At 54.5% G+C, this 22141-nt stretch carries 18 protein-coding genes and 1 tRNA gene; 16 read left to right on the top strand and 3 right to left on the bottom strand.

Annotated features, from left to right (window positions below):
• The first annotated feature begins 21 nt into the window (after positions 1-21).
• From CCALI_RS04515 to leuS, 7 genes are all read left to right on the top strand, one after another.
• Entirely contained in the window at positions 22-1305 is a 1284-nt protein-coding gene (locus CCALI_RS04515; protein WP_016482294.1) for a tetratricopeptide repeat protein, read from the top strand.
• Between the two features lie 2 nt (positions 1306-1307).
• Complete coding sequence (locus tag CCALI_RS04520) at positions 1308-2957, top strand: CRTAC1 family protein (protein WP_016482295.1); 1650 nt, start codon at positions 1308-1310, stop codon at positions 2955-2957.
• Between the two features lie 241 nt (positions 2958-3198).
• Positions 3199-3804 (top strand): hypothetical protein, encoded by a 606-nt coding sequence (locus tag CCALI_RS04525; RefSeq protein WP_016482296.1) that lies wholly within the window; start codon positions 3199-3201, stop codon positions 3802-3804.
• 163 nt (positions 3805-3967) lie between these two features.
• Entirely contained in the window at positions 3968-4702 is a 735-nt protein-coding gene (locus CCALI_RS04530; protein WP_052572327.1) for a basic secretory protein-like protein, read from the top strand.
• 220 nt (positions 4703-4922) lie between these two features.
• Positions 4923-7004, top strand: coding sequence for an excinuclease ABC subunit UvrB (uvrB, locus tag CCALI_RS04535; protein ID WP_016482298.1), 2082 nt, complete (start codon positions 4923-4925; stop codon positions 7002-7004).
• 27 nt (positions 7005-7031) lie between these two features.
• Positions 7032-8618 (top strand): glycoside hydrolase 5 family protein, encoded by a 1587-nt coding sequence (locus tag CCALI_RS04540; RefSeq protein ID WP_016482299.1) that lies wholly within the window; start codon positions 7032-7034, stop codon positions 8616-8618.
• A 49-nt stretch (positions 8619-8667) separates the two neighbouring features.
• Positions 8668-11325: a leucine--tRNA ligase gene (leuS, locus tag CCALI_RS04545; protein WP_016482300.1), complete on the top strand. Its 2658-nt coding sequence runs from the start codon at positions 8668-8670 to the stop codon at positions 11323-11325.
• A gap of 20 nt (positions 11326-11345) precedes the next feature.
• Here the strand turns inward: leuS and CCALI_RS04550 are convergent, their stop codons facing one another.
• Positions 11346-12119, bottom strand: coding sequence for a class I SAM-dependent methyltransferase (locus CCALI_RS04550; protein ID WP_016482301.1), 774 nt, complete (start codon positions 12117-12119; stop codon positions 11346-11348).
• Between the two features lie 53 nt (positions 12120-12172).
• Positions 12173-12255: transfer RNA gene (locus CCALI_RS04555), tRNA-Leu, on the bottom strand.
• 102 nt (positions 12256-12357) lie between these two features.
• On the opposite strand from CCALI_RS04555, the gene CCALI_RS04560 reads away from it, so the two are divergent.
• The 9 genes from CCALI_RS04560 to CCALI_RS04600 all read left to right on the top strand — a co-directional run bounded on the left by CCALI_RS04560 (position 12358) and on the right by CCALI_RS04600 (position 21408).
• Positions 12358-13299 (top strand): 1-phosphofructokinase family hexose kinase, encoded by a 942-nt coding sequence (locus tag CCALI_RS04560; protein WP_016482302.1) that lies wholly within the window; start codon positions 12358-12360, stop codon positions 13297-13299.
• A gap of 17 nt (positions 13300-13316) precedes the next feature.
• Entirely contained in the window at positions 13317-13790 is a 474-nt protein-coding gene (locus CCALI_RS04565) for a Sec-independent protein translocase subunit TatA/TatB (protein ID WP_016482303.1), read from the top strand.
• Positions 13791-13869: 79 nt separating this feature from the next.
• Positions 13870-14106, top strand: coding sequence for a twin-arginine translocase TatA/TatE family subunit (gene tatA, locus CCALI_RS04570; protein ID WP_016482304.1), 237 nt, complete (start codon positions 13870-13872; stop codon positions 14104-14106).
• Between the two features lie 51 nt (positions 14107-14157).
• A complete protein-coding gene (secG, locus tag CCALI_RS04575) occupies positions 14158-14394 on the top strand; it encodes a preprotein translocase subunit SecG (RefSeq protein ID WP_016482305.1) in 237 nt (78 codons plus the stop codon).
• Positions 14395-14447: 53 nt separating this feature from the next.
• Positions 14448-17705, top strand: coding sequence for an FtsW/RodA/SpoVE family cell cycle protein (locus tag CCALI_RS04580; RefSeq protein WP_016482306.1), 3258 nt, complete (start codon positions 14448-14450; stop codon positions 17703-17705).
• A 128-nt stretch (positions 17706-17833) separates the two neighbouring features.
• Complete coding sequence (locus CCALI_RS04585; RefSeq protein ID WP_172636626.1) at positions 17834-18895, top strand: LacI family DNA-binding transcriptional regulator; 1062 nt, start codon at positions 17834-17836, stop codon at positions 18893-18895.
• 11 nt (positions 18896-18906) lie between these two features.
• Complete coding sequence (locus CCALI_RS04590) at positions 18907-19098, top strand: hypothetical protein (RefSeq protein WP_016482308.1); 192 nt, start codon at positions 18907-18909, stop codon at positions 19096-19098.
• 58 nt (positions 19099-19156) lie between these two features.
• Positions 19157-20008 (top strand): DUF1559 family PulG-like putative transporter, encoded by an 852-nt coding sequence (locus CCALI_RS14860; protein WP_016482309.1) that lies wholly within the window; start codon positions 19157-19159, stop codon positions 20006-20008.
• Between the two features lie 80 nt (positions 20009-20088).
• A complete protein-coding gene (locus CCALI_RS04600; RefSeq protein ID WP_231730011.1) occupies positions 20089-21408 on the top strand; it encodes a glucoamylase family protein in 1320 nt (439 codons plus the stop codon).
• 110 nt (positions 21409-21518) lie between these two features.
• Here the strand turns inward: CCALI_RS04600 and CCALI_RS04605 are convergent, their stop codons facing one another.
• Positions 21519-21992, bottom strand: coding sequence for a hypothetical protein (locus CCALI_RS04605; protein ID WP_016482311.1), 474 nt, complete (start codon positions 21990-21992; stop codon positions 21519-21521).
• Positions 21993-22141: the final 149 nt, after the last annotated feature.

Consider the following 22141-nt stretch of genomic DNA (forward strand, 5'->3'; position numbering starts at 1 on the left):
GAAATCAGGATGAGAGGCATCATGCGAACCACTTCAATAGATGAGATGACAACCACAGATAACCTAGCCTCCACAAAAGAGGAGAGATCGCCTTATCTAGGCATACCTAAAAAGCTGCAAATTACGCTCCTAGCCGGCGTTCTTGCCGTCCTTGCAGCTGGACTTACTTGGTGGTTTGGCCCATGGAGCCACAAATTCCACATCCGTCACATGGGATTCTTAGAGCTTCACTGGTACACCGAAAGCCATCCTAAAGATGGCTATGCCTGGAGAGAGCTTGGCCTTCGTTTGGCCCGCGACGGCGATGCGCAACTGGCTGAGCCTGCTCTCATCCAGGCTACCCTTCTCAACCCAAACGATCCAGAACCACCAACGGCCTTAGCTGAGATATACATCGCCCAAAAACACTACAAAGAGGCTTTTGAGCTGCTTAAATCGGTCACAAGTCGCTTCCCAAACTACGAGTTGGCGCATGTGGATTTAGGGCGCATCTACATCCACAAAGCTTCCTATCTTCATGCCGCAGATGAGTACCAAGCGGCGGTGAAGCTCGACCCAAAAGACTCGGTGGCGTGGCGTGAGTTAGGCATCTGCTACCTACAGATGCAACAATCGGCCAACGCCGAGCAAGCCGTACAACGCGCACTTCAACTCGATCCTAAAAATCCTGACTATCTTGCCTTGGCAAGCAGCGTGGATGCGGCGGTAGGAAAGATAGACCAAGCTGTTGCCGAAGCCCGCCAGGCGGCCCTTCTTGCCCCTCGCAACCTACCCATCCAGTCAAACCTAGTGACTATCCTCCTCCAAAATCCGCGCAGTCCCTCCGATATCGCTTTGGCGGCTCGAACGCTTGACTATATACGGCAACATGCCCCCACAGCCCCCCTCTTGCCCTACCAGGAGGGTCTGCTAGCGGAACAACAGGGGCATTGGCAAGAGGCGGTACACGATTTTGAACAGGCTATCCAACTTAATCCCTCCGATGATGCAGGTTACTATGCGTTGGGACAGGCTCTTCGACACCTTGGACGCACTGCGGAGGCCACAAAAGCGCTTGCGATCTATCAACGGCATCAAGACCTTCGGCGACGCATAGAGAATATTCGCCTCGAATTAGGAAGTAATTCCAACAACCCGAAACTCTACTTACAACTTGCCAGACTCCAGCTTCAAATACCCGATCTGGCTGGAGCTATTGAAAGCCTTCAGAATGCCCATGAGTTAGCGCCAAACGATCCCACGATCACGGCTCACCTTCAACAACTTCAGCAGATACAAAACGCCCAGGTACCCGCGGGTCAATAGCTATGAGACATCGTATCTCGCGTCGCCTATTCCTGCTTTCTGGCCTGCTAAGCGGCTGTGGAATACACCGTTCTCTATCCGCTTCGCCGGCGGATCCCGCCCCTATCTCGTCCACTAAAAACACATCAAATCTCCCCCCTATTCGCCTCACCGATGTTACCGAGCAGGCTGGCATTCGCTTCTCCCTTGGGCACGGCGGACGCAGCCCACTAACCATCTTAGAAACGGCCGGAGGCGGCTGTGCCTTTCTAGACTACGATGACGATGGGTGGTCAGATATTCTGCTGGTCGGTCCCTATAATCTCGCCCTCTATCGCAACCGACGGGACGGAACGTTTGAGAACGTTACCTCCCAAAGCGGGCTCGATCCGCACCGCTACTGGATGGGGTGTGCTGTAGGCGACTACGACGGAGACGGCCTGCCAGATATCTTTCTCTCCGGCTATCACTGTTATGCGCTCTACCATAACGAGGGGAAGGGACGCTTTCGTGAGGTAACTGCTGAGAGCGGCATCGAAGGGCTGGATTGGAGCATGAGTGCAGCCTTTGCCGACTTCACCGGCTCCGGTCGCCTTGATCTTTTCATAGGACAATACGTCCTGTTCAACCAGTCTACACCGCAAATCTGCACAGTCGGCAGGGCGCATTCGGCTTGTGGGCCAGAGATCTATCAACCTCTATCTGGTCATCTGTTTTTAAACTTAGACGGTAGACGATTTCGTGCCATTCCATGGAAAGATACCGGAAAGACGTGGGGCGCCCTTGCCTCCCGTCTCCTCGACGGGCCCTATCCCGACCTCTATCTGGCGAACGATATGATGCCAGGAGATCTTTGGACTAACCAGCAAGGTCATTGGCGAAATGTGGGGGTGCTCACTGGCACTGCCTATGATGCCCAAGGAAATCTTCAGGGAGGAATGGGCGTCGACTCGGCCGATTACGACAACGATGGCCGACTCGATCTCATTGTTACCACATACTTCGCACAGCCTGCCTCGCTTTACCACAACGATGGCAATGGCCTTTTTCATGTGGTTAGTAGCCTGTGCGGCATTGGGCCTCCAACGATGCCCTACGTCAATTTCGGCACCTCTTTTGTGGACTTTGATAACGATGGTTGGCTGGACCTGATCATCACCAACGGTCACGTAAGAGACAACGTTCATAGTTTTGATGAAGCACAAACCTACGCTCAACCGGTACAAGTATTTCATAATCAGAACGCCTACTTCAACGAGATATCCCAAGAGTGTGGCGTAGGTAGCTTGCGCTTGGTAGGCCGTGGCTTGACCATTGGAGACTACGATCGCGATGGGCGCCAGGACGTATTAATCTGTAACCTTGAAGGAAGATCGGTGCTGCTTAGAAACGTCTCCGAGCCCAATCACTGGATTGAAGTGATGCTCCGTCAACCTGGAATGAACAGGTCTGCATTAGGGGCGATGGTTACATTGGAAGCTCCTTCTCTACGCCGTATCGCAGAGATTCGCACCTGTGGCAGCGTGCTCTCCGCGCGTGAACCCATAGCCCACTTTGGCCTCGGTAGCTATTCCGGACCGGTTACCCTACACATTCGCTGGCCCGATGGCAAAATGCAACATGCTTCCATCGAGCACGTAGACCAGCGCGTCACCATCACACGCTCCGTTTAGAGATGGGAGCGATCTGTCTTTGCCTTTGCTCTCTAGTGGCGAAAAGGAAGAGGGCGACAGGAAAAGACGACCTTGCTTTGCCAATTGAGTTCAAATAGCACAAAACTAGTATCTCGCTGTTTAAACACTTGCAAAAAGTCCTTCCAGAAGGAAGATAGCAGGGCGTTCGCGAAAATCATCAAAAGAGCTCTTTAGGGCAATCGGAGCTCGAAAGCGCCAATCATCATCCGGCGAGGTCAAAATGTCCCAACAATATTATGTGCTTGCACAAGATGGGCATCGTTACGGCCCAGTGGATGTCACTATCTTGCAGAGGTGGGTTCAGGAATCGAGAGTGATTCCGGCTACTATCCTTGAGGAGGCCCAAACCGGCCGACGGCTAGAGGCTGCCTTCCTTCCAGAGCTGCATTTCCCAAGTTTCATGCCTGCTCCTCCCCAACTCTCCGCTGGTATTAGCCAGCCCCCTATGCCTGCTTACTACAACCCACAACTCTATCCGAATCAGCCCTACTACTACCCTCAAACGGTGCCGGGTTCGGGTGATGCAATCGGTTGGATTATCGGCTCCGTTGTCTGCATGTTCATCTCTCTCTTCTTCTTTCCTATTGTCTTTGGCCCGGTGGCGATCTTGTGTGGATACAAGGTAAAACAGAGCGGAAATGGACGACTCGGCACGGGGCTTATGGTGGCTGCTAGCGTGTGCATGTTCCTTGGCATTCTCATCGGAATACTGGCTTGGAGCGTTTTTATGGCCGCTTTTGGTGGTCACATACCCAGCATGGGAACGCCTAGCGATTCCACCGGTGTCCCCACACCACCCAAATGGTTTACAAACTCCGTAAATTGAAAGGTCAGAAGGGTTCACACCAAAATTAAACAGAGCGCTGACTTGCCAGGCAGGATTCCTCTAAAACCAGGGGGCATAGAGCTCCCTCTTACAAACTTCTTTGATGCCCTGTCGTTCTCAAAGTGAGGTAAGATAACATATCCTAATTTTTTACTCAAGGAGAATGAAGAGCGTGCAAAGGCTTCGCGGTGTTTTTATTGGAATATGGCTCCTTTCCATCCCTCTCTTAGCTTTGGCACAAACCCCGCCTCATAGCGACGAAACCCACAACTCCAACAAAATCACTCTCCATGTCTCCGTAGATGCCTCAGAGGCACCCGACCTCGGCCCATGGCTGCAACAGGCTAAAGACCTCTGTGAGGTTTGGTACCCGCGTATCGTAAAACTTTTGGCAAGTCCCGGTTTTGTACCGCCCGATCACGTCACCCTTCGATTTCGTAACATGGACGGGGTTGCCTATACCGCTGGCGATGTCATCACCATCTCTGCCGACTATGTGCGACACCACCCCGACGACCTCGGTATGGTGATCCACGAGCTAACCCACGTCGTGCAGTCCTATCCATCCTCCAATGCCGGCTGGCTTGTGGAGGGAATTGCAGACTACGTGCGCTTCTTCTTCTATGAACCCAAAGCCCCACGCCCCTACATCAACATCGAAAAGGCGACCTACCACGATGCCTATCGCACCACCGCTGCCTTTCTCGCCTGGACCACCTCGAAATATGACAGGCACCTGGTACAACAACTCAATCAGGCTTTGAGAGAAGGGAAATTTGATATCTCCCTTTTCCAGAAATACACCGGTAGGGATGTGGACACGCTTTGGAACGAGTTCATCGCCGACATCAAAGCGGGAAAAGCAAGACGCTTCGTATCGAACTCGCCATCGCAATAGCCTTCCGCTGCCAAAAAGCGACGCCTACCCAACAGGCAGAATGAGGGTGGCGGCGTTCCACAGCTGTCTAGAGACCTCGCTGGAATGCCGTTGCCCATATCTGCAATATTTCCAACGCCAAAACTTAGGGTTCCATTCGGGAAACCAAATCCTGCATCATTTTGTATACTATCTAAGGTACGTGCTCTCCACATGACTATGAAGAGAGGAAGTGGGAACCATGGCAGCTTTTCAACTCGTTTCTGAGTATGCGCCGGCTGGAGATCAACCGCAAGCTATTGAGCAGCTTGTAGAGGGGCTGAATCGAGGCATGCGTTACCAAACCCTCCTCGGCGCAACGGGTACCGGTAAAACGTTTACCATCGCCAATGTTATTCAACGGGTACAACGCCCAACCCTCGTTATTGCCCACAACAAGACCCTGGCCGCCCAACTCTGCTCGGAGTTTCGCGAATTCTTTCCTTATAACGCCGTCGAGTTCTTCGTCTCCTACTACGATTACTATCAGCCGGAGGCCTACATCCCTCAATCGGATACCTACATCGAGAAAGACGCTCAAATTAACGACGAAATAGACCGTCTGCGTCACTCCGCAACGCAAGCGGTTCTAGAACGCCGTGACGTTATTGTGGTGGCCTCCGTCTCCTGCATCTACGGCCTTGGTTCCCCGGACGAGTATCGCCAGATCATCCTCTCCTTCCGGGTCGGAGAGTACATGGATAGAGATGAGGCCATCCGCCGCCTCATTGATATGCAGTTCACGCGAAATAACCTTGAGCTGACTCGCGCAACCTTCCGCGTGCGGGGCGATACCCTCGAAATCCAGCCCGCCGATGAGGAGATTATCATCCGCGTCTCCTTTTTCGGCGACGAGGTGGAGAAGATCGCCCTTGTAGACCCCCTTACGGGTGAGATCGTTGGAACGCGCGATAGCATCACCATCTTTCCAGCCTCTCACTTCGTGACCTCGCGTGAACGTCTTGAAAAGGCCATCCACTCCATTGAAGAGGAGCTTGCGGAACGCATCGCGTGGTTCAAGAGTCAGGGAAGACTGCTGGAAGCCCAGCGCATCGAAATGCGGACCAGATTTGATTTAGAGATGATTCGGGAGCTGGGCTACTGCTCAGGCATTGAAAACTACAGCCGTCATCTTGACGGTCGTGCGCCCGGTACCCCACCGAATACGCTTTTCAACTACTTCCCCGACGACTTCTTGTTGGTGATAGACGAAAGCCACCAGACCCTGCCGCAGATCCGAGGGATGTACAATGGCGATAAGTCTCGCAAAGATGTGCTGATTGACTACGGCTTCCGCCTCCCTTCTGCAGCCGATAATCGCCCTCTGAAATGGCACGAGTTTGAGAGCCGTATTCACCAGGCCATCTTTGTGTCGGCAACCCCTGGCCCCTTCGAACGAGAACATAGCGAGCAGATCGTGGAGCAGATCATCCGCCCTACTGGCCTAGTAGACCCCGAAGTCATTGTGCGTCCTACACGAGGGCAAATTGATGACCTGATTGGAGAGATTCGCAAACGCGTCGCTCGAGGAGAGCGCGTGCTGGTAACCACCCTCACTAAACGCATGGCCGAAGATCTCACCCAGTATCTTGAAGACCTCAACATCAAGGTGAACTACCTTCACTCCGACATCAAAACGTTGGAGCGCAACGAGATATTACGGAATCTTCGTCTCGGTGTGCACGATGTGGTGGTGGGCATTAACCTACTTCGGGAAGGCCTCGACCTCCCCGAAGTCTCTCTAGTGGCCATACTCGATGCCGATAAAGAGGGCTTTCTCCGAAGTGAAACCTCGCTGATTCAAACAATCGGCCGTGCTGCCCGTAACGTATCGGGCCAAGTGATCATGTATGCCGACAACATCACCGGCTCCATGGAGCGCGCCATCGCGGAGACGAACCGCCGTCGCCAAAAACAGCTTGCCTACAATGAAGCTCACGGTATCACTCCGCAAACGGTAAAAAAGGCCGTCCGTGAGCTGATTGCAGCCGAGCGGTTGGCTGAAGAGAAAGCGGAGTACTCGCATCAAAATGCCCTGAGCCGCCTTCAAAAGGATGCCGACACCATGAGCCTGGAAGAGGTTGAAACGGTGATTGCGCAGCTCGAGAAAGAGATGAAGGAGGCTGCACGCGCTCTTAATTTTGAGTATGCCGCCGAGCTTCGTGACGAGATCGCCGCGCTGAAAAAGCTGCTGCCCGCTCAAAAACTTACCCACGACACGCCCCGAAACGAGCGAACGCATCCTATTTCCTACCCTCAAAACGGCCGACGCCGCACCCGGTAGACGTCATAAAAGTGGGAGAACCCGTCTATGCGGCAAAGTTTACTGCGAAGAACGCTTTATACTTCTCTACTGATAGGCTGTACTCTCGCGGCGAAAGCGCCGCAAAACTCAAATACCGGCCCCATCGTGGATCGCTATGGCCAATATCTCCTCACCGATTGGCCGGATAAGGTCCGCTCAGATGCCGACCTGCAGGCCGCCCTTCAAAAAGAGCAGCAGCTTATGCGTACCCGCTGGCTTGCTCCGTCCCATCGAGATCCCTTCGGCGGCGAAACCGACCTTGGTTGGCATGATAAAGCGACAGGCTTCTATAGGGTCGAACGACATAACGGTAAATGGTGGCTTATTACCCCTCAGGGAAACCCCTGCTTCTACACAGGCGTCTGCAATGTGCCCGCCCTCTTTAACGGCACGCCCATCACCGGCCGAGAGAGCCTTTTTGAATGGCTTCCCCCAAAAACAGGCACCTTTGCCAGCGCATGGGGAAAATCTATTTGGGATGCAACCGATCCAACCGACTACTTCTCCTTCGATACTGCCAACCTGGTTCGTAAGTTTGGACCCGATTGGCGTTCCAAAGGTTACCAAGAGGCTCTAGAGCGATTAAAGCGTTGGGGGTTCTGCGGAATCGGCAAGTGGTCAGAGATTCTTCCTAATATTCCCTCTTGCCCGGTGCTTCATTACCAAGCACCCACTCTCGGACGCCATCCCGACATCTTCGATCCTACCGTGCAAGCCCAAATCCGTCAGTCGCTTCAACAACAGATCGGGCCTCATCGCAACGACCCCTACATTCTCGGATGGTCTATCAACAACGAATATCAAGAGATCATCACAAACCAAGAGATACAGGAGATACTTGCTAAAGGGGCAGATGTCCCAGCCAAACGCGCTTTCGTGGACGAGGCTCTTAAAACCCGTTACCATGATAACGTCGCCGCCATGGCCACCGCATGGAAAGTGAGTCCGCCGAACCTCCAAACGCTCTATCAGATGACACCTCATCCACCGGCTGATGACCTCGAAATGCTTCGGCAGTTCTTCGCCAAAAGCTACTATGCCTTTCTCTATAACACGGTGAAACAGATAGACCCTCATCACCTCTATTTCGGTTTCTGGATCGTGCCGGGTTGGTGGCAGAACAAAAGCGATTGGAGCCTTATTGCCCCCTACTGCGACGTCATCGGCTACGACCGCTATGGCTACACCTTTGAAGACGATCTCCTCCAGCATCTTCTGGCATCCACTCATAAGCCTGTTCTCGATGGAGAGTTCTGCTTCCCACCCTACTACAAAGGGCAAAGAGGCTTCTCCAAATGGTTCACCTCTGTGGACAACGACGCGGACGAAGCTCCTCTCTACACAAAATGGGCGCGCGATGCCGCCTCCAATCCCTATTGCGTAGGCTTTTTCTGGTTTATGTATCGCGACGAACCGATTACCGGCAAAGGCCCCGGCCACGGCCCTGAAAAGGTCTATGGAGAGAACTACGCGTTCGGCATCGTAGATGTTACCGACCGCCCTCGATGGGATTTAGCGACAGCCATGCACGACGCGAACGTAGAGCTGAATAAAATGCATGCCGCTGCCAAAACCTCCGTCGCCGCCCAATAGTTTCCAAGCCGCTTGATAGACCGTTCCCAAGTCGCGTATAATAGACACTATGAGCGCAGAGAACAACAGTACCAGCCAGTACGATTTTCGAGCCATCGAGCGTAAGTGGCAGCAGCGCTGGGAAGAGGCCCAGCTTTTCCGTGTTGAGATTCGTCATGACCGCCCTAAGTTTTATGGTCTCGATATGTTTCCTTACCCGTCGGGAGCTGGCCTGAGCGTCGGGCATTGCCGCAACTACATTCCTTTGGATGTTGCTTGCCGCCTAAAAGTGCTACAGGGATACAACGTGTTACATCCTATGGGTTGGGATGCTTTTGGACAACCCGCCGAGAACGAAGCCATTAAACGCGGCCGCAATCCAAAAGAGATGGTGCTTGAATATGCGGCTAACTACCGGCGCCAATTAAAACTCGTTGGCATCTCCTACGACTGGAGCCGAGAGATCAACTCCAGCAGTCCAGAATACTACCGCTGGACGCAGTGGATTTTTCTGCAGCTCTATAAAAACAACTTGGCTTACCGGGCCAACGCGCCCGTCAACTGGTGCCCACAGTGCAAAACGGTGCTGGCCAATGAAGAGGTTGTAAACGGCCGCTGCTGGCGCTGCGGCAGCCTGGTGGAAAAACGCCAGGTGCCTCAGTGGTTCTTTCGCATCACCGCCTATGCCGAAAAGCTGCTAGAGGGGCTTCAACGTGTAAACTGGCCAGAAGGAGTAAAAGCGCTGCAGGCCAACTGGATCGGGCGCAGTGAAGGAGCCGAGATCGTCTTCCCTGTGGATGGGCATACGGAAACCATTGCCGTTTTCACAACACGCCCCGATACGCTATGGGGCGCAACCTTCATGGTGTTGGCACCGGAACATCCCCTTGTCGATAAGCTTACGACACCTGAATATCGCGCCCAGGTAGAAGCCTATAAAGAACGCGCACAGCGCACCTCCGACATTGACCGACAAAACGTTGAGCGGGCGAAAACTGGGGTCTTCATTGGGTCTTACTGTATCAATCCCGTCACTGGGGAACGAATTCCTATCTACATTGCTGACTACGTGCTCATGGGCTACGGAACAGGGGCTATCATGGCCGTTCCCGCCCACGATCAACGAGACTTCGAATTTGCGAAACGTTACGGCCTACCCATTCGCCTTGTCTACCAAATAAGCCCAGAACAGACGGCCGAATCTCTCACCGAAGCCGTGCCCGAGGGCGGTACCATGGTGAATACAGGGCTGTTCGACGGCCTACCCAATAACAAAGAGACTATCTCACGTGTCATCTCCTATCTCGAAGAGAAAGGCATTGGCCGTGGCGTGGTAACCTATCGGCTTCGCGACTGGCTGATCTCACGTCAACGCTACTGGGGCGCTCCTATCCCCATCATCCACTGTCCCACTTGCGGGGAGGTGCCCGTGCCCGAGGACCAGCTTCCCGTGTTGTTGCCCCCGGTGGAGCGCTACGAGCCGACTGGCACCGGTGAATCGCCGCTGGCGGGCATACCGGAATTTGTCCATACCACCTGCCCGCGCTGTAACGGGCCTGCTCGCCGCGAAACCGATACCATGGGCGGCTCCGCCTGCTCTTCCTGGTACTATCTGCGCTTTGCTGACCCCCATAACAATAGAGAGGCCTTTAGTCAAGAAGCCGTGCGCTACTGGCTGCCCGTTGATCTCTACGCCGGCGGTGCAGAACACGCCGTGGGCCACCTCCTCTACGCCCGTTTCTGGACGAAAGCGCTCCACGATATGGGCTACCTGCACTTCGATGAGCCGTTCCTTACCTATCGTAACCAAGGAGCCGTACTGGCTTACACTCCTGGGCGAGAGGTGGGAAAGGAGGAAAACGGCGAGGAAGAAGAGCTCGGCGCCGATGAACCGATTGAGAACTGGAAGGTTCTCAAGCCAGAAGAGCGAGAGACGATTCCGCCCGAAAAGTGGGTCTGGCGCTGGGTGCGTATGAGCAAGAGCAAGGGAAATGTGGTCACTCCCGACGAGATGGCGGAACGCTATGGGAGCGATAGCTTGCGTCTTTTCCTGCTTTTTGTGGCCCCCTATGAGGAGAACGTACAGTGGTCTGATAAGGGTATGGAGGGCGCCCATCGATTTGTCAATCGCATTTGGCGCATTTGGCACGAACTCCGTCCCCACTATCGTGCCGACTGGCGTGAACATATGCCGCCACTCAGCGAGTTGTCTCCCACCGATCGCGCTCTGCGCCGAAAACTGCACCAGACGATTCGAAAGGTCGAAACCGATATCGAGCACTTTCGTTTTAACACGGCAGTGGCGGCTCTCATGGAGTACACCAATGAGCTTTCCGCCTACCGTAATGCGGTAGCTAACCGAGAGCCAACACCGGTGCAGGCCTGTCTTATATCGGAGGCCCTAGAGACCCTGCCGATCCTCTTTTCTCCCATCACCCCTCACTTGGCCGATGAGTGGTGGGAACGCTTGGGTAAAGAGGGGTTCACCTTCAACCAGTGCTGGCCTAAATACGACCCGGAAGTCGCCAAAGAAGAGGAGATCACCGTGGTGGTGCAGATCAACGGAAAGATTCGTGACAAGCTACAGGTTTCTCCAGAAACCCCTTCCGACGAGCTAGAGCGCCTTGCTCTTGCCTCTGGCCGCGTGCAGACCGAACTACAGGGACGCGTTCCTCAGAAAATCATCGTGGTACCGCAAAAGCTCGTCAACATCGTGGTAAGCAAATAGAGACTAGGAGATAGGCCCTCTTAGGAAACTTTCTGCACCATGATGCTGCCTTCGAGAACCTCAAAGCCATCCAAAGAGCCGTAGTTGGCCAGCACCCAAGCGCGCAGCTCCTTCATCACGGAATCGTGAACCTCATCAGGAACGCGCCATAGGCGTGACCAAACGCGCTTCTGCAGGAAGTCAACGGTCTGTGCAATGGGGGCTTGCCACTGCCAATGCAAATGTTGGGTGTCTAGAATCTCAACGGTTCTTCCCTGCTTTTGCAACCACTGTGCAACTTCGCTTGAATGGGCTCCTTGATGTTTGGGAATCTCAAAGCGCCCTCTAAGCAGCTCATGGTAGTGATGGTGGATAGGCGAACGCCCTCCTTGTCTCCAAACAAGAAGCAAAACCCCGTTGGGCTTGAGCACGCGAAACGCCTCGCGAAGCGCTTGCTGCCAGTTTGGAATGAGATGCAGAATATGGGCCATGAGGACGACATCGAAGGCCTGATGGACTAGCCCAAGGGAGGTGAGATCGGAACGCAGAAGGCGGATAGGCAGGGAGGTAGATGCCATTTTAGAGCGCAGCTTGGCCAGCATCCGTTCGGAAATGTCTACCCCTACAACCTGCACCCCATGCAAGGCCAAAGGTAGCGCAAAGTGGCCCGTGCCCGATGCTGCATCGAGCACGAGGCTATGCATATCGAGAGAGGCGGCTTGGCAAAGGAAAGCGGCAATACGTTGGGCGGCGTCCTCAGGCAGGTAGCGACTGGCATCGTAGTCGTCGGCAACACGATCAAAGTTAATCGGCATAGGATCCCCAGATAAAACTCTTACCTAACACCAAGCCGCCAAACGAACAGCAATGCCCAGGAGAGGAGTCGAACCTCCAAGCCCTTTCGGGCACTGGTACCTGAAACCAGCGTGTTTACCATTTCACCACCTGGGCATAGAAAGAGCAAGACAGGTACAACCGCAGACAGTTTTAGTATAACCAGATAGGGTAAAATTTGTCAAGTGAAATATCGGTGGTTGGGAGGGCAAAGTCCGCTTGATTCTCACTGTAACGCTCAATCCCTGTGTGGATAAAACCTATTTGATAGAGGACTTTGCCGTCCACAAATTGAACCGGCCATCGCAAGCGCTTACGGTTGCTGGCGGCAAAGGCCTGAATGTTGCCAGAGTCTATACGCGTTTAGGGGGTCAGGCGCTTGCAACCGGTCTGCTAGGCGGATACAATGGGCATATCGTTCAAACAGCCCTTGCGGGTGAAGGCATCGCTCACGATTTCGTAGAGATCAGTAAGGAGACCCGACTCTGCATCAAAGTCGTGGATCCTCTGCGCAAAACGGAGACGGAGATCAACGAGTTAGGGCCTACGGTGTCCGCAACGGAGATGGCCCGTTTTATGGCGCATTTGGAAAGGCTGTTAACAAGCCATTCCTTTGCGATGGTGGCGTTTTGCGGAAGTTTGCCGCTCGGCATTGAAGCCAGCTGGGTAAAAACGATCTTGCGGAGGGCACAACAGGCTGGAGCCAAGACGGTACTAGATAGCAGTGGCGCAGCGCTCCGCGAAGGGATTGCAGCCAGCCCTTGGTTGGTAAAGCCGAACCGCACGGAACTGGAGGAGCTTTGGGAGCATCCGATATCGAGTGTGGAAACGGCCCGATGTGCCGCTACGGCGCTGCGGGAGAATTACGGGGTGGAAGTGTTTTTGTGCACGTTGGGAGCAGAGGGCGCGCTCTGGATTGCGGAGAAGGAGGCCTACCACGTGCATGCCCCGCGCGTGAACGTGATGAGTGCGGTAGCTTCCGGCGACAGCTTTTTAGCGGGCTTGCTATTGGCCATAGAGAAAGGCGATTCTGTAGAGAACGCGTTACGCCTGGCTGCGGGAGCAGGCGCTGCCAACGCCGAGGTTTTAGGTGCTGGCTTCTGCGAGGTGGACATCGTGCAGAAACGTGCCGAACAGGCGCAGGTTTCGCGGCTAGCGTAGTGGGGAGATAAGGAAAGATGCTTGCATTTCTAGATAGTCCGGTACAGCTCATCGCTGTTGCGGTTGTGCTGCTGATCGTTTTCGGGCCAAACAAGTTGCCGGAAATATTGGGGCAGCTCGGAAAGGCCATGCGGGAGTTTCGACGCTATACCTCCGAGCTCAGCAATACATTGAACACAAGCTACTACGACAGCTCTTACCAACCAACACGGTACGATAGCTACGGCAACCCCATTGCAGATCAGCAGAATACTAACAATGGCTATTCTAATTCCTCGTATCGGCCACCGTACGACGGAGTGAACATGTATACGGCCTACAGCAACGTAAACGAGGGGCCAAAGGGTGACGCCGCCGCGCCCGCACTGGCCCCGACCGAAGAGGAGAACGGCTCTCAAGGGATCACGGAAGGCACCCTAGGTACCGCGTTTCAGGAGAGTCCTCCCGTTGCGATTCGGCCGGCGGAAGGAACGGTTCCACGCAAGGAGTAGATTCGGGTTTATGGCGGAAATGTGCCAAAATTCCGTAAGTGAAATAGGCTAAGAACGTTGTAAAGAGGGGAATAGAAAGATGATTGCTAATATTTTCACAAACGACTGGGGATGGCTTGTCGTCCTCGTGGTTCTTTTAGTGCTCTTTGGAGGCTCCCGCATCCCAGAGCTGATGCGGAACCTGGGCAGAGGCAAGCGCGAGTTCGAGAAGGGCCTGCGCGGTGAAGACGAGGACGATGAGCTGCGTCGAGAGCGCGAGCGCGAAGCGGAGATCCGACGCCGTGTTGAAGAGGAGATGAGACGAGAAGGGCGTTAAAGGCCCTTCCAAAAACCGCTGAAGCCTACATAGGAGATAGAAAAAGAGAATATGAAGATCATACATGGTTTGTTGGGCGTGCTTATCTTTTTGCTTTCTGTTGCTCTCATCTACGTCATCACCATTCAGGAGAGCAAAATTGACGGGCTGCAGGGGCAAATCGGATCGGCCTCTGTCTCGACCTTCAAAGGGAAAGCGGGCAAAGAGGAGTTACTGAACTCGATAACAGCGCGACTGGCAGCGGTCTTATGCGTCTGCCTGCTGTTGTATGCCATACTCGGAAGCTAGCGCAAAGCAACACGCTAGACGTCGCGTAGGAGGCTCCATAGGAAACGTTATACATGGAGGGGCAGCAGAGCAGACGCCGTCAACGCCTTATCGAACGACGGCTTAGCCTATCGGCCTGTGTGCTGCTGCTGTGTGTTTTTTTGCTTGTGTTTTTTGCCCGTTGGCGCGCCGAGATTCCGGCCAACGCCCTGCTGGTCAATCAGGTTAGTGCCGATACTCTCGCCCTTTCGTTGAACATAGACCTTGGTATAGCCCAACAGATCGTAGCCTATCGTAACACCCATGGCGGTTTTTCGAGCGTGAATGAACTGCTCGGAATTCCGCTTTTTCCAAAAGCTCAGTGGCCCTCGCTCGCGGAACGCCTCTCGGCCTCCCACCTCGATTGGCATACGGCCAACACAACGCAGTTTGCCGCCGTGCTCCATATTCCCCTCTTCGAAGCGGCACGGCTTGCAGCTTTTCGTGATGCCCTCCTCGCCCAGCTCTCTCCGGAGCGTGTTAGACACCTTACCCCCTCGTTTCTCATCGCAAAAGCCACCCTGTTAGACCCTACCACCACCAAACCGTCTCTCAAAAACTACTTGGTAAGGCGTCCTTCCACCGTTTTTTGGCACTTCTGGATCGTGGCGGGGCTGCTCTGTCTTCTTCTATTTCTTCTCCCTCCTTGGCTGCGCAATCGCGGACGGGTATTCGGCGATCCGTTCCTCGTGCCTTTGGCCCTGCTTCTATCCGGCTTTGGTGTGGCCCTTCTCTTTAGCCTACGCGATCCCTTGCGCGACTCTGAAGACTACCTACACCACGCCTACGGCATCTTCTTGGGAGTCGTTCTGTTGGTTCTCTGCGCGCGAATTACACCAGAGCGCCGACGCCAATGGCTGCAGCGCTACCGCTATTTGTGGGGACTTGGGGCAGCCCTATTGCTGTTGCTGCTGTGGCTCTTTGGCCGAGGGCCTGGCGGAGTGAGGGTAACCCTGTTCGGGTTTCAACCCGTAGAGATAGTACGACTGCTTGTTGTCTTCTTTCTTGCAAGCTATTTGGGCGAACGCGCCGCCGATCTCGCGCAAAGAACCTCTCCACAAAAAGGCTGGAAGCTTCCCTCTTTATCCGATCTCGGCCCTGTTGTGGTGCTATTTGGGTTCACACTGGTTCTTTTTTTGGTCATCAAAGACCTAGGACCTGGGCTCTTACTCTTTGGTGCTTTCATCCTCATGCTGATGCTGACCACCGGAAGCAACGGCTACCTCTGGATCGGCCTGATCCTTACGGGCCTCGGCAGCTATATCGCCTACCATTTTCGGATTGGGGTTTTTCCGGTAAGAGTGGATATGTGGCTGCATCCCTGGAGAAACGCACATCCCCAAGGAATGCAGCTTGGCCAGGCGCTGTGGGCTCTTGGATCAGGTGGGTGGAGCGGCACAGGGTTGGGGCTTGGTATGCCGCGCGTGTTACCTCGCGGAGAGGACGATCTCGCCTTCGTTGCCTGGAGCGAAGAGGCGGGCTTCATAGGGGCTCTATTGGTGTTGCTGATCTTTTATGCGCTCATTGCCCGGGGACTAGCTATCGCTCGACGAGCTATCCACTCCACCGACCGAGCGCTCGCCTGTGGTCTCACCGCCATCCTGATCATGCAGGTGCTCCTGATTCTAGGAGGCGTCACCGGCCTTACCCCGCTCACCGGCATCTCCCTCCCCTTCCTCTGTTATGGCGATAGCGCCCTCCTTTCTAGTTTCGTTCTCATCGGTCTGCTGTTAGGTATCTCGGCAACCCCACGTCGTGCAGAGGAGGCCGAGCCTTTGCACCCTGCATTGCTTTCCGTTTCCAAAAAGCTGGAGTTGGGGGTGGCCTTTTTGCTGCTAGGCGTCATAGGCTTGGGACGATTAGGGCAGACTATGGTGGTCCAGGCCAATCGGTTTGCTACCTACCCCATCTATACCCCCGACCGAGACGGCGTGGTGCGTGCCCACTATAACCCGCGACTTCTGGCCATTGCCGAACGCATCCCGCGGGGTAGTATCTACGATCGGCAAGGCCGTGTTTTGGCCACTTCCAGCTCCGCCGAGATATTGAAGCTTGTGCCCGATCGGCAGCGCGCGGTACAGCTGATAGCACAACACAGCCGCTTCTACCCGATTGGACCTTGTGCCGCCTCGCTCATTGGCGTGGCAAACCCAGCCATAGGCGGCCCGTCCGGCCTTGAAAAAGCGTATGACGCGGTGTTACGTGGCTACAACCACCTCTCAGACCTTATTCAGGACTATCGTGCAAAAGACCTCCCCGGCTATCGTCCCCGCAAAGGGGGTGATCTGCATCTCACCATAGATGCGGCTTTGCAGACCATCGCCTACAACGCACTGGCTGCCGTGGCCGATAAATTGAGTGGTAAGGGGGCTTTTGTGGTACTCCAACCGACAACCGGCGATGTGCTCGCGGCCGTAACGCTGCCCTCGTTCAATCCCAATGCGCTCACCCCCACTTCCTACCATCAGATGCTTGCCGGAGACAATGGAGGGCCCCTCTTCAACAGAGCGCTCGATGGCTTTTATCCACCAGGTTCTACATTAAAAGTCGCCACAGCGGCCTGTGCGCTGGATCACCTTCCAAACGCCCTCCACATTGTTGTGCCCTGCAATCGCGTCGCTACGGTGCGGTGGCACGTTGGGAAGAAGGTCTATACCCGGATCGTCCACGATGATCCGCATGACCCAGCCTTCGGCGCCATTACCATGCCGGAGGCATTCCGCGTGTCGTCCAACATCTATTTTGCCACCTTGGCCACTCGGATCGGGCCACAGATGTTCCATGATAGTCTGCAAGAGGACATGGGTTTCAGCCATGTGCCTCCGCTGGCCGATTTCTATGCCGATTTGGCCGACCTCGGCTATGGTCAAGGACGCATGTTGGCCTCACCCATGGAGATGGCGATGCTGGCCGCATCGGTAGCCAACGAGGGAAAGCGCATGAAACCTCGCCTAGTGGCAAGCCTGAAGACGTTTCGCCCAGGCGCGCGAAGTGAAGAGATGCCACCGATGCAGGTGGGGCAGGCCATGACCGCCCAAACCGCGGCGATCCTACAAGGGCTAATGCGTAGCGTGGTGACCAACGGAACTGCAGCGGGGATTTTTAACGATATTGCAGAGCCGGTGGCTGGCAAGACAGGCACGGCTCAAACGGGCCTTTCAGGTGCCAAGCCCCATTCCTGGTTCATTGGCTTCGTTCAGCCTTATGCTTTTGCTTGTGTCATCGAGAACGGTGGCTATGGTCGTTCAGCAGCGGCCATCGTCTGTCGCAACTTTCTACGCCGCCTCTACTAGGTCGTTTGGGAACGCGGGTAAAAATTTTTGCAAGAGAATGCCGAAAATGTTGACAACAAGAAGGCCGGTATGTTATAATGCAGTTAGCTCAACCGGTTAAGCTGATTCGAAAGGACGCTTACGAAGCAATGGCACGACGAATTACAATGCAAGAGATCGCAGAGAAGGTAGGCCTCTCTAAATCTACCGTCTCCTATGTGCTCAATGGCCGCGGCGATGTCGTGCGCATCCCTAAAGAGACGCAAAAGCGTATCTTCGACGCGGCACGCTCGTTAGGCTACCACCCCAATGCCTTGGCTCGAGGGCTCGCTCATAAACGAACCTGTACCATCGCTGTGGTCATGCAGTACCCCCTCCTCTTCGCAGGTTGGTCAGGGTTTACCAATGAGCTGCTTCACGGAGTCACAGACGCCGCTATTACTTTAGAGTACGACCTTATGCTGCATACGCGCAAGACAACACCGGAGTGGTACTTGGAAGAGCAAGATCCTGTCTCCGCTGAGGCCGCCCGCCTCATGGACGGCCGTGTGGATGGAGCCCTTTTACTGCGGGATGTGGACGATCCGCTTGCGGAGATCCTCTATGCGCACAACTTTCCAGCCGTCCTGATGTTCACGCACACCACCAAGCCGCACATCTGGTATGTGGATTGCGATAACACAACAGGCGCCGTTTTAGCGGTGGAGCACCTTTTGCGCTTAGGGCATCGCAGGATTCTGCATGTAGCAGGATCGCCCCATTCCGGTGCCGCTCAAGAGCGTATCCAAGGCTACCGTTGTGCCATGGAACGAGCCGGTATTGCCGTAAAGGAGGAGTGGATCCAAGAAGCCACCTCACCCGCGGCCGACTTCTCGCAAATTGCAGCCCTCTTTCAGCTCTCTGCTCAAGAGCGCCCAACGGCTGTGTTCGCTTGGAGCGACGATGTGGCCGTGCGCCTCCTGCAGATTCTGCGTTCGCTAGGACTACGGGTACCTCAAGACGTGGCCATTGTGGGATTCGACTCTACTGGCATGTGTGACCACGTAGACCCGCCGCTCTCCAGCGTGCGACAGCCCGTCTACGACATGGCTCATAAAGCCGTTGAGCTGCTGCATGCGCGCTTGCGCGGAATGCGCGTAAAACCGTTCCAAATCCGTGTGGCTCCCACACTCGATGTTCGTCGTTCGTGTGGGGCCTACCTTGTGTCATAAGGGAGTGAGAGATGCAAAAAGAGATACATCCCGGCATCGTTGCCGCCATCGTGATCGTGCTTGTGGTGATCATCGGGCTTTTAGCGCTTCGTATGTTTCATAGTCCCGCGGCAGGTAGGCCGTTAACACCACAGCAAGCCGGATTGGGCAAACCGGTTCTGCCCTCCATCCCGCCGCAGCCGGCGCGCACAGGGCAACCATAAAGCAAAAAATTTCTTCCGCATGCAAGTTCAACAAATCAAATCTAAGGAGATGAAACCAATGAAAACCGCTTCTACAGCTAGACAGCGTAGGCACGTGCTAGATGGGTTTACGCTGATCGAACTTCTCGTGGTTATCGCCATTATCGCCATTCTCGCGGCGATCCTCTTCCCCGTCTTCGCCCAGGCCCGCGAGGCAGCCCGACTCACCAGCTGTCTGTCCAATATGCGACAGATCGGATTGGGGATAACCATGTACTCGCAGGATTACGATGAGATGCTTCCACTCGTACGTGCGGTTGACCCCACCTACATCGAGGGCAACTGGAAGCACTTGATCTACCCCTACATCAAAAACTACCAGATCTTCCGCTGCCCCTCCAACCCGGCCTCCCAAGTCTTGGACGAAACGGCCGGCCCTACGACACCACCCTATAACCCCAGCCTACCGAAAACCTATCGAGGCTACTTCTACTACCGAGCTTTCTTTAAATCCTCCGCGCCTATAGGCTCTGGCGATTGGTGGGCCGGCAACCAGTATAGTTCTGTTGCGTTCGACTATCCGGCCAACACACTCATCATTGGTGAGAACAAGGATGTCTATCCGGACTACGGCCCATGGATGGCTGTGATACCCAATGTAGGGCCGAACGCCTGGGGGCCGAGTGGATCGAACTGGGGTGCCAAGCATCGGGGCAGCGACCGAGCGGTAAACCTCACCTTTATGGACGGTCACGCCAAGTTCACCACATGGGACGCCACATGCCAACAATCAAATCCCGATGGCACAAACATGTGGGCTTACAATCCAAATGGTCTTTCCAACTACGATGGCAGTGGTATAGACCTAAGTTGGCTCAATACATTCTGTACCACCTTACAGCAGACCGAAAGCCAAGGTCTGTTCCAGTAAAGTATTGGTAAGCAAGCGAGGCTCTCTCCTTCCACAGAGAGAGCCTCTTTCATGCTGTAAGGAGGACGTAGAAATTGTTTGTGTTCCGATGGTGGATAAAGGGGATAACGATCGCCTTGTTAGGCTGGCTAAGCACGCAGGGAAGCTTGGGGAACCCAATAAAATGGGCTGTACATAGGTCGTCCCCTGCCTATTTAACCGATCCTCTACTAACAGAGATAGAAAGACGTGCTTTCCGATTCTTCTGGGAACAAGCCGATCCGAACACCGGTCTGGTAAAAGACCGCGCAAGCAACGTAGGGCCCGCGGATAACTACACGGTTGCAAGTATTGCCAGCACAGGCTATGCACTTGCCGCTCTGCCCATCGCCGTGCAACACCACTGGATAACGTCTCAGCAAGGTTATGAAAGGGCGCTTATAACGCTGCGTTTTGTGGTCGAAAAGATGCCTAACGTGCACGGCTGGTACTACCATTTTGTGGACATGCACACCGGCGAGCGCGTATGGAACTGTGAGCTTTCCTCCATAGATACGGCGCTCCTGCTGCTTGGCGCGCTGTCGGCCGGGGCGCAATGGCCTGCAACGGAGGTGCAGCGTCTCGCAGACACAATGTATACGCGTCTCGACTGGCAGTGGATGCTAACCAATGGTGGGCAGGATCCTCAAAAGCGTGTGCTCTCTATGGGATGGAAGCCCGAAAGTGGCTTCTTAAGCGCCAACTGGGATAGCTACTCCGAAGGCATCATGCTCTACCTACTGGGCATCGGAGCCCCAAAGAATCCGCTGCCAGCTGCCTGCTGGTGGGCCTGGACACGGCCACGATATACCTACCATGGCCTCACCTCTTTCGTAGGAGGCCCTATTTTCCTACACGAAATGCCCTATGAGTTCTTCGATTTTCGTGGATGGCGCGACCGTGACGGGTGGAACTATTGGCGAAACGCCGCCAATGGCGTGGAGATCAATCGTCTGTTCTGTTTAGACCATCGAAAAGAGCGTAAAACTTACGCCGCTGGTATGTGGGGGTTAAACGCTTCCGACGGCCCAGACGGCTATAATGCCTACGGGGTGCCTAAGCCGGAAGATGGAACGGTCTCGCCGACCGGAGCCATCGCCGCCATCCTTTTCGAGCCAAACCAAGCATGCGCCATCGCTCATGCCATGTACTCGCAGTTTCATGAGCGACTATGGGGACGCTACGGCTTCAGTAACGCCTTCAATCTCGACAGAGACTGGTTTGATAAAGACGTTATTGGCATTGATCTAGGCATGGCGCTTTTAGGTATAGAGGATGCACGTACCGGTTTCGAGTGGCGACGTATTGCCGCCTTGCCCTCCACAAAGCGGGCGTGGCAGCGCATCGGCTTCAGTCCAAGCGATGTCACCGAAGGCAAATAGGCTTTCGCATCGTGCTATAACAAGCGATGGCCCATGAGATCGTTTCTGTCGCAAAAGAACGGGTAGGATTGCCAAATCCTACCCGTTTGCTCTACCCGCAGAGGGTCGATCTAGAAGCCGTAGTAGTACCCCTGATCTCCGTAGAGCGTCTGAACGTAGCAAACCTGACCGAGATGGTAGCACATATTCCAGTAAGGAATGGTGATCCAGACGGTAAGGGTACCATTTACGCCCCAAGGCAGTTGCACAGGATCGTTGAGATGTTCTGTGGGAAACGCCAGAATGGCCTGCGCAAGCGACTCGGTTTCCGTACGTAAGCGGGCTAGCGCCTTCTCCATGGTATTAAACTCCGCACGAAATCGGTCGAACTCTACCTGGCTCCATTCGGGCTGGCGTCTATCCACAAGCGTCTTGGCAGCAAAACCGTTCATGTACGCGCACTCTTGAACCAGATCGAGAACGGTTCGGCCTTTATCAAGCGGGCTCCAGATTTGTTTGTCAGGTGGGGTGGCCTCGGCATGGCGTATGAGATGATCGGCCTCTTGTCGTACCAGTTGGGCAAACAGCTCTTGGATCGTCGGCATGTACCTGCTCCTTAAAAAGGGATGGATGTCGCATCACGGCGACACGAATAGCATACTGTATAAAGTCATCATTTGTCTAGTATTTTTGAAAAATTTTTCCTCATCTCGTTCTGACTAATGTGCGTCGCCTTGCAGGCTTCCCCAATAGA

The sequence above is a fragment of the Chthonomonas calidirosea T49 genome (assembly GCF_000427095.1).
Taxonomy (GTDB): domain Bacteria; phylum Armatimonadota; class Chthonomonadetes; order Chthonomonadales; family Chthonomonadaceae; genus Chthonomonas; species Chthonomonas calidirosea.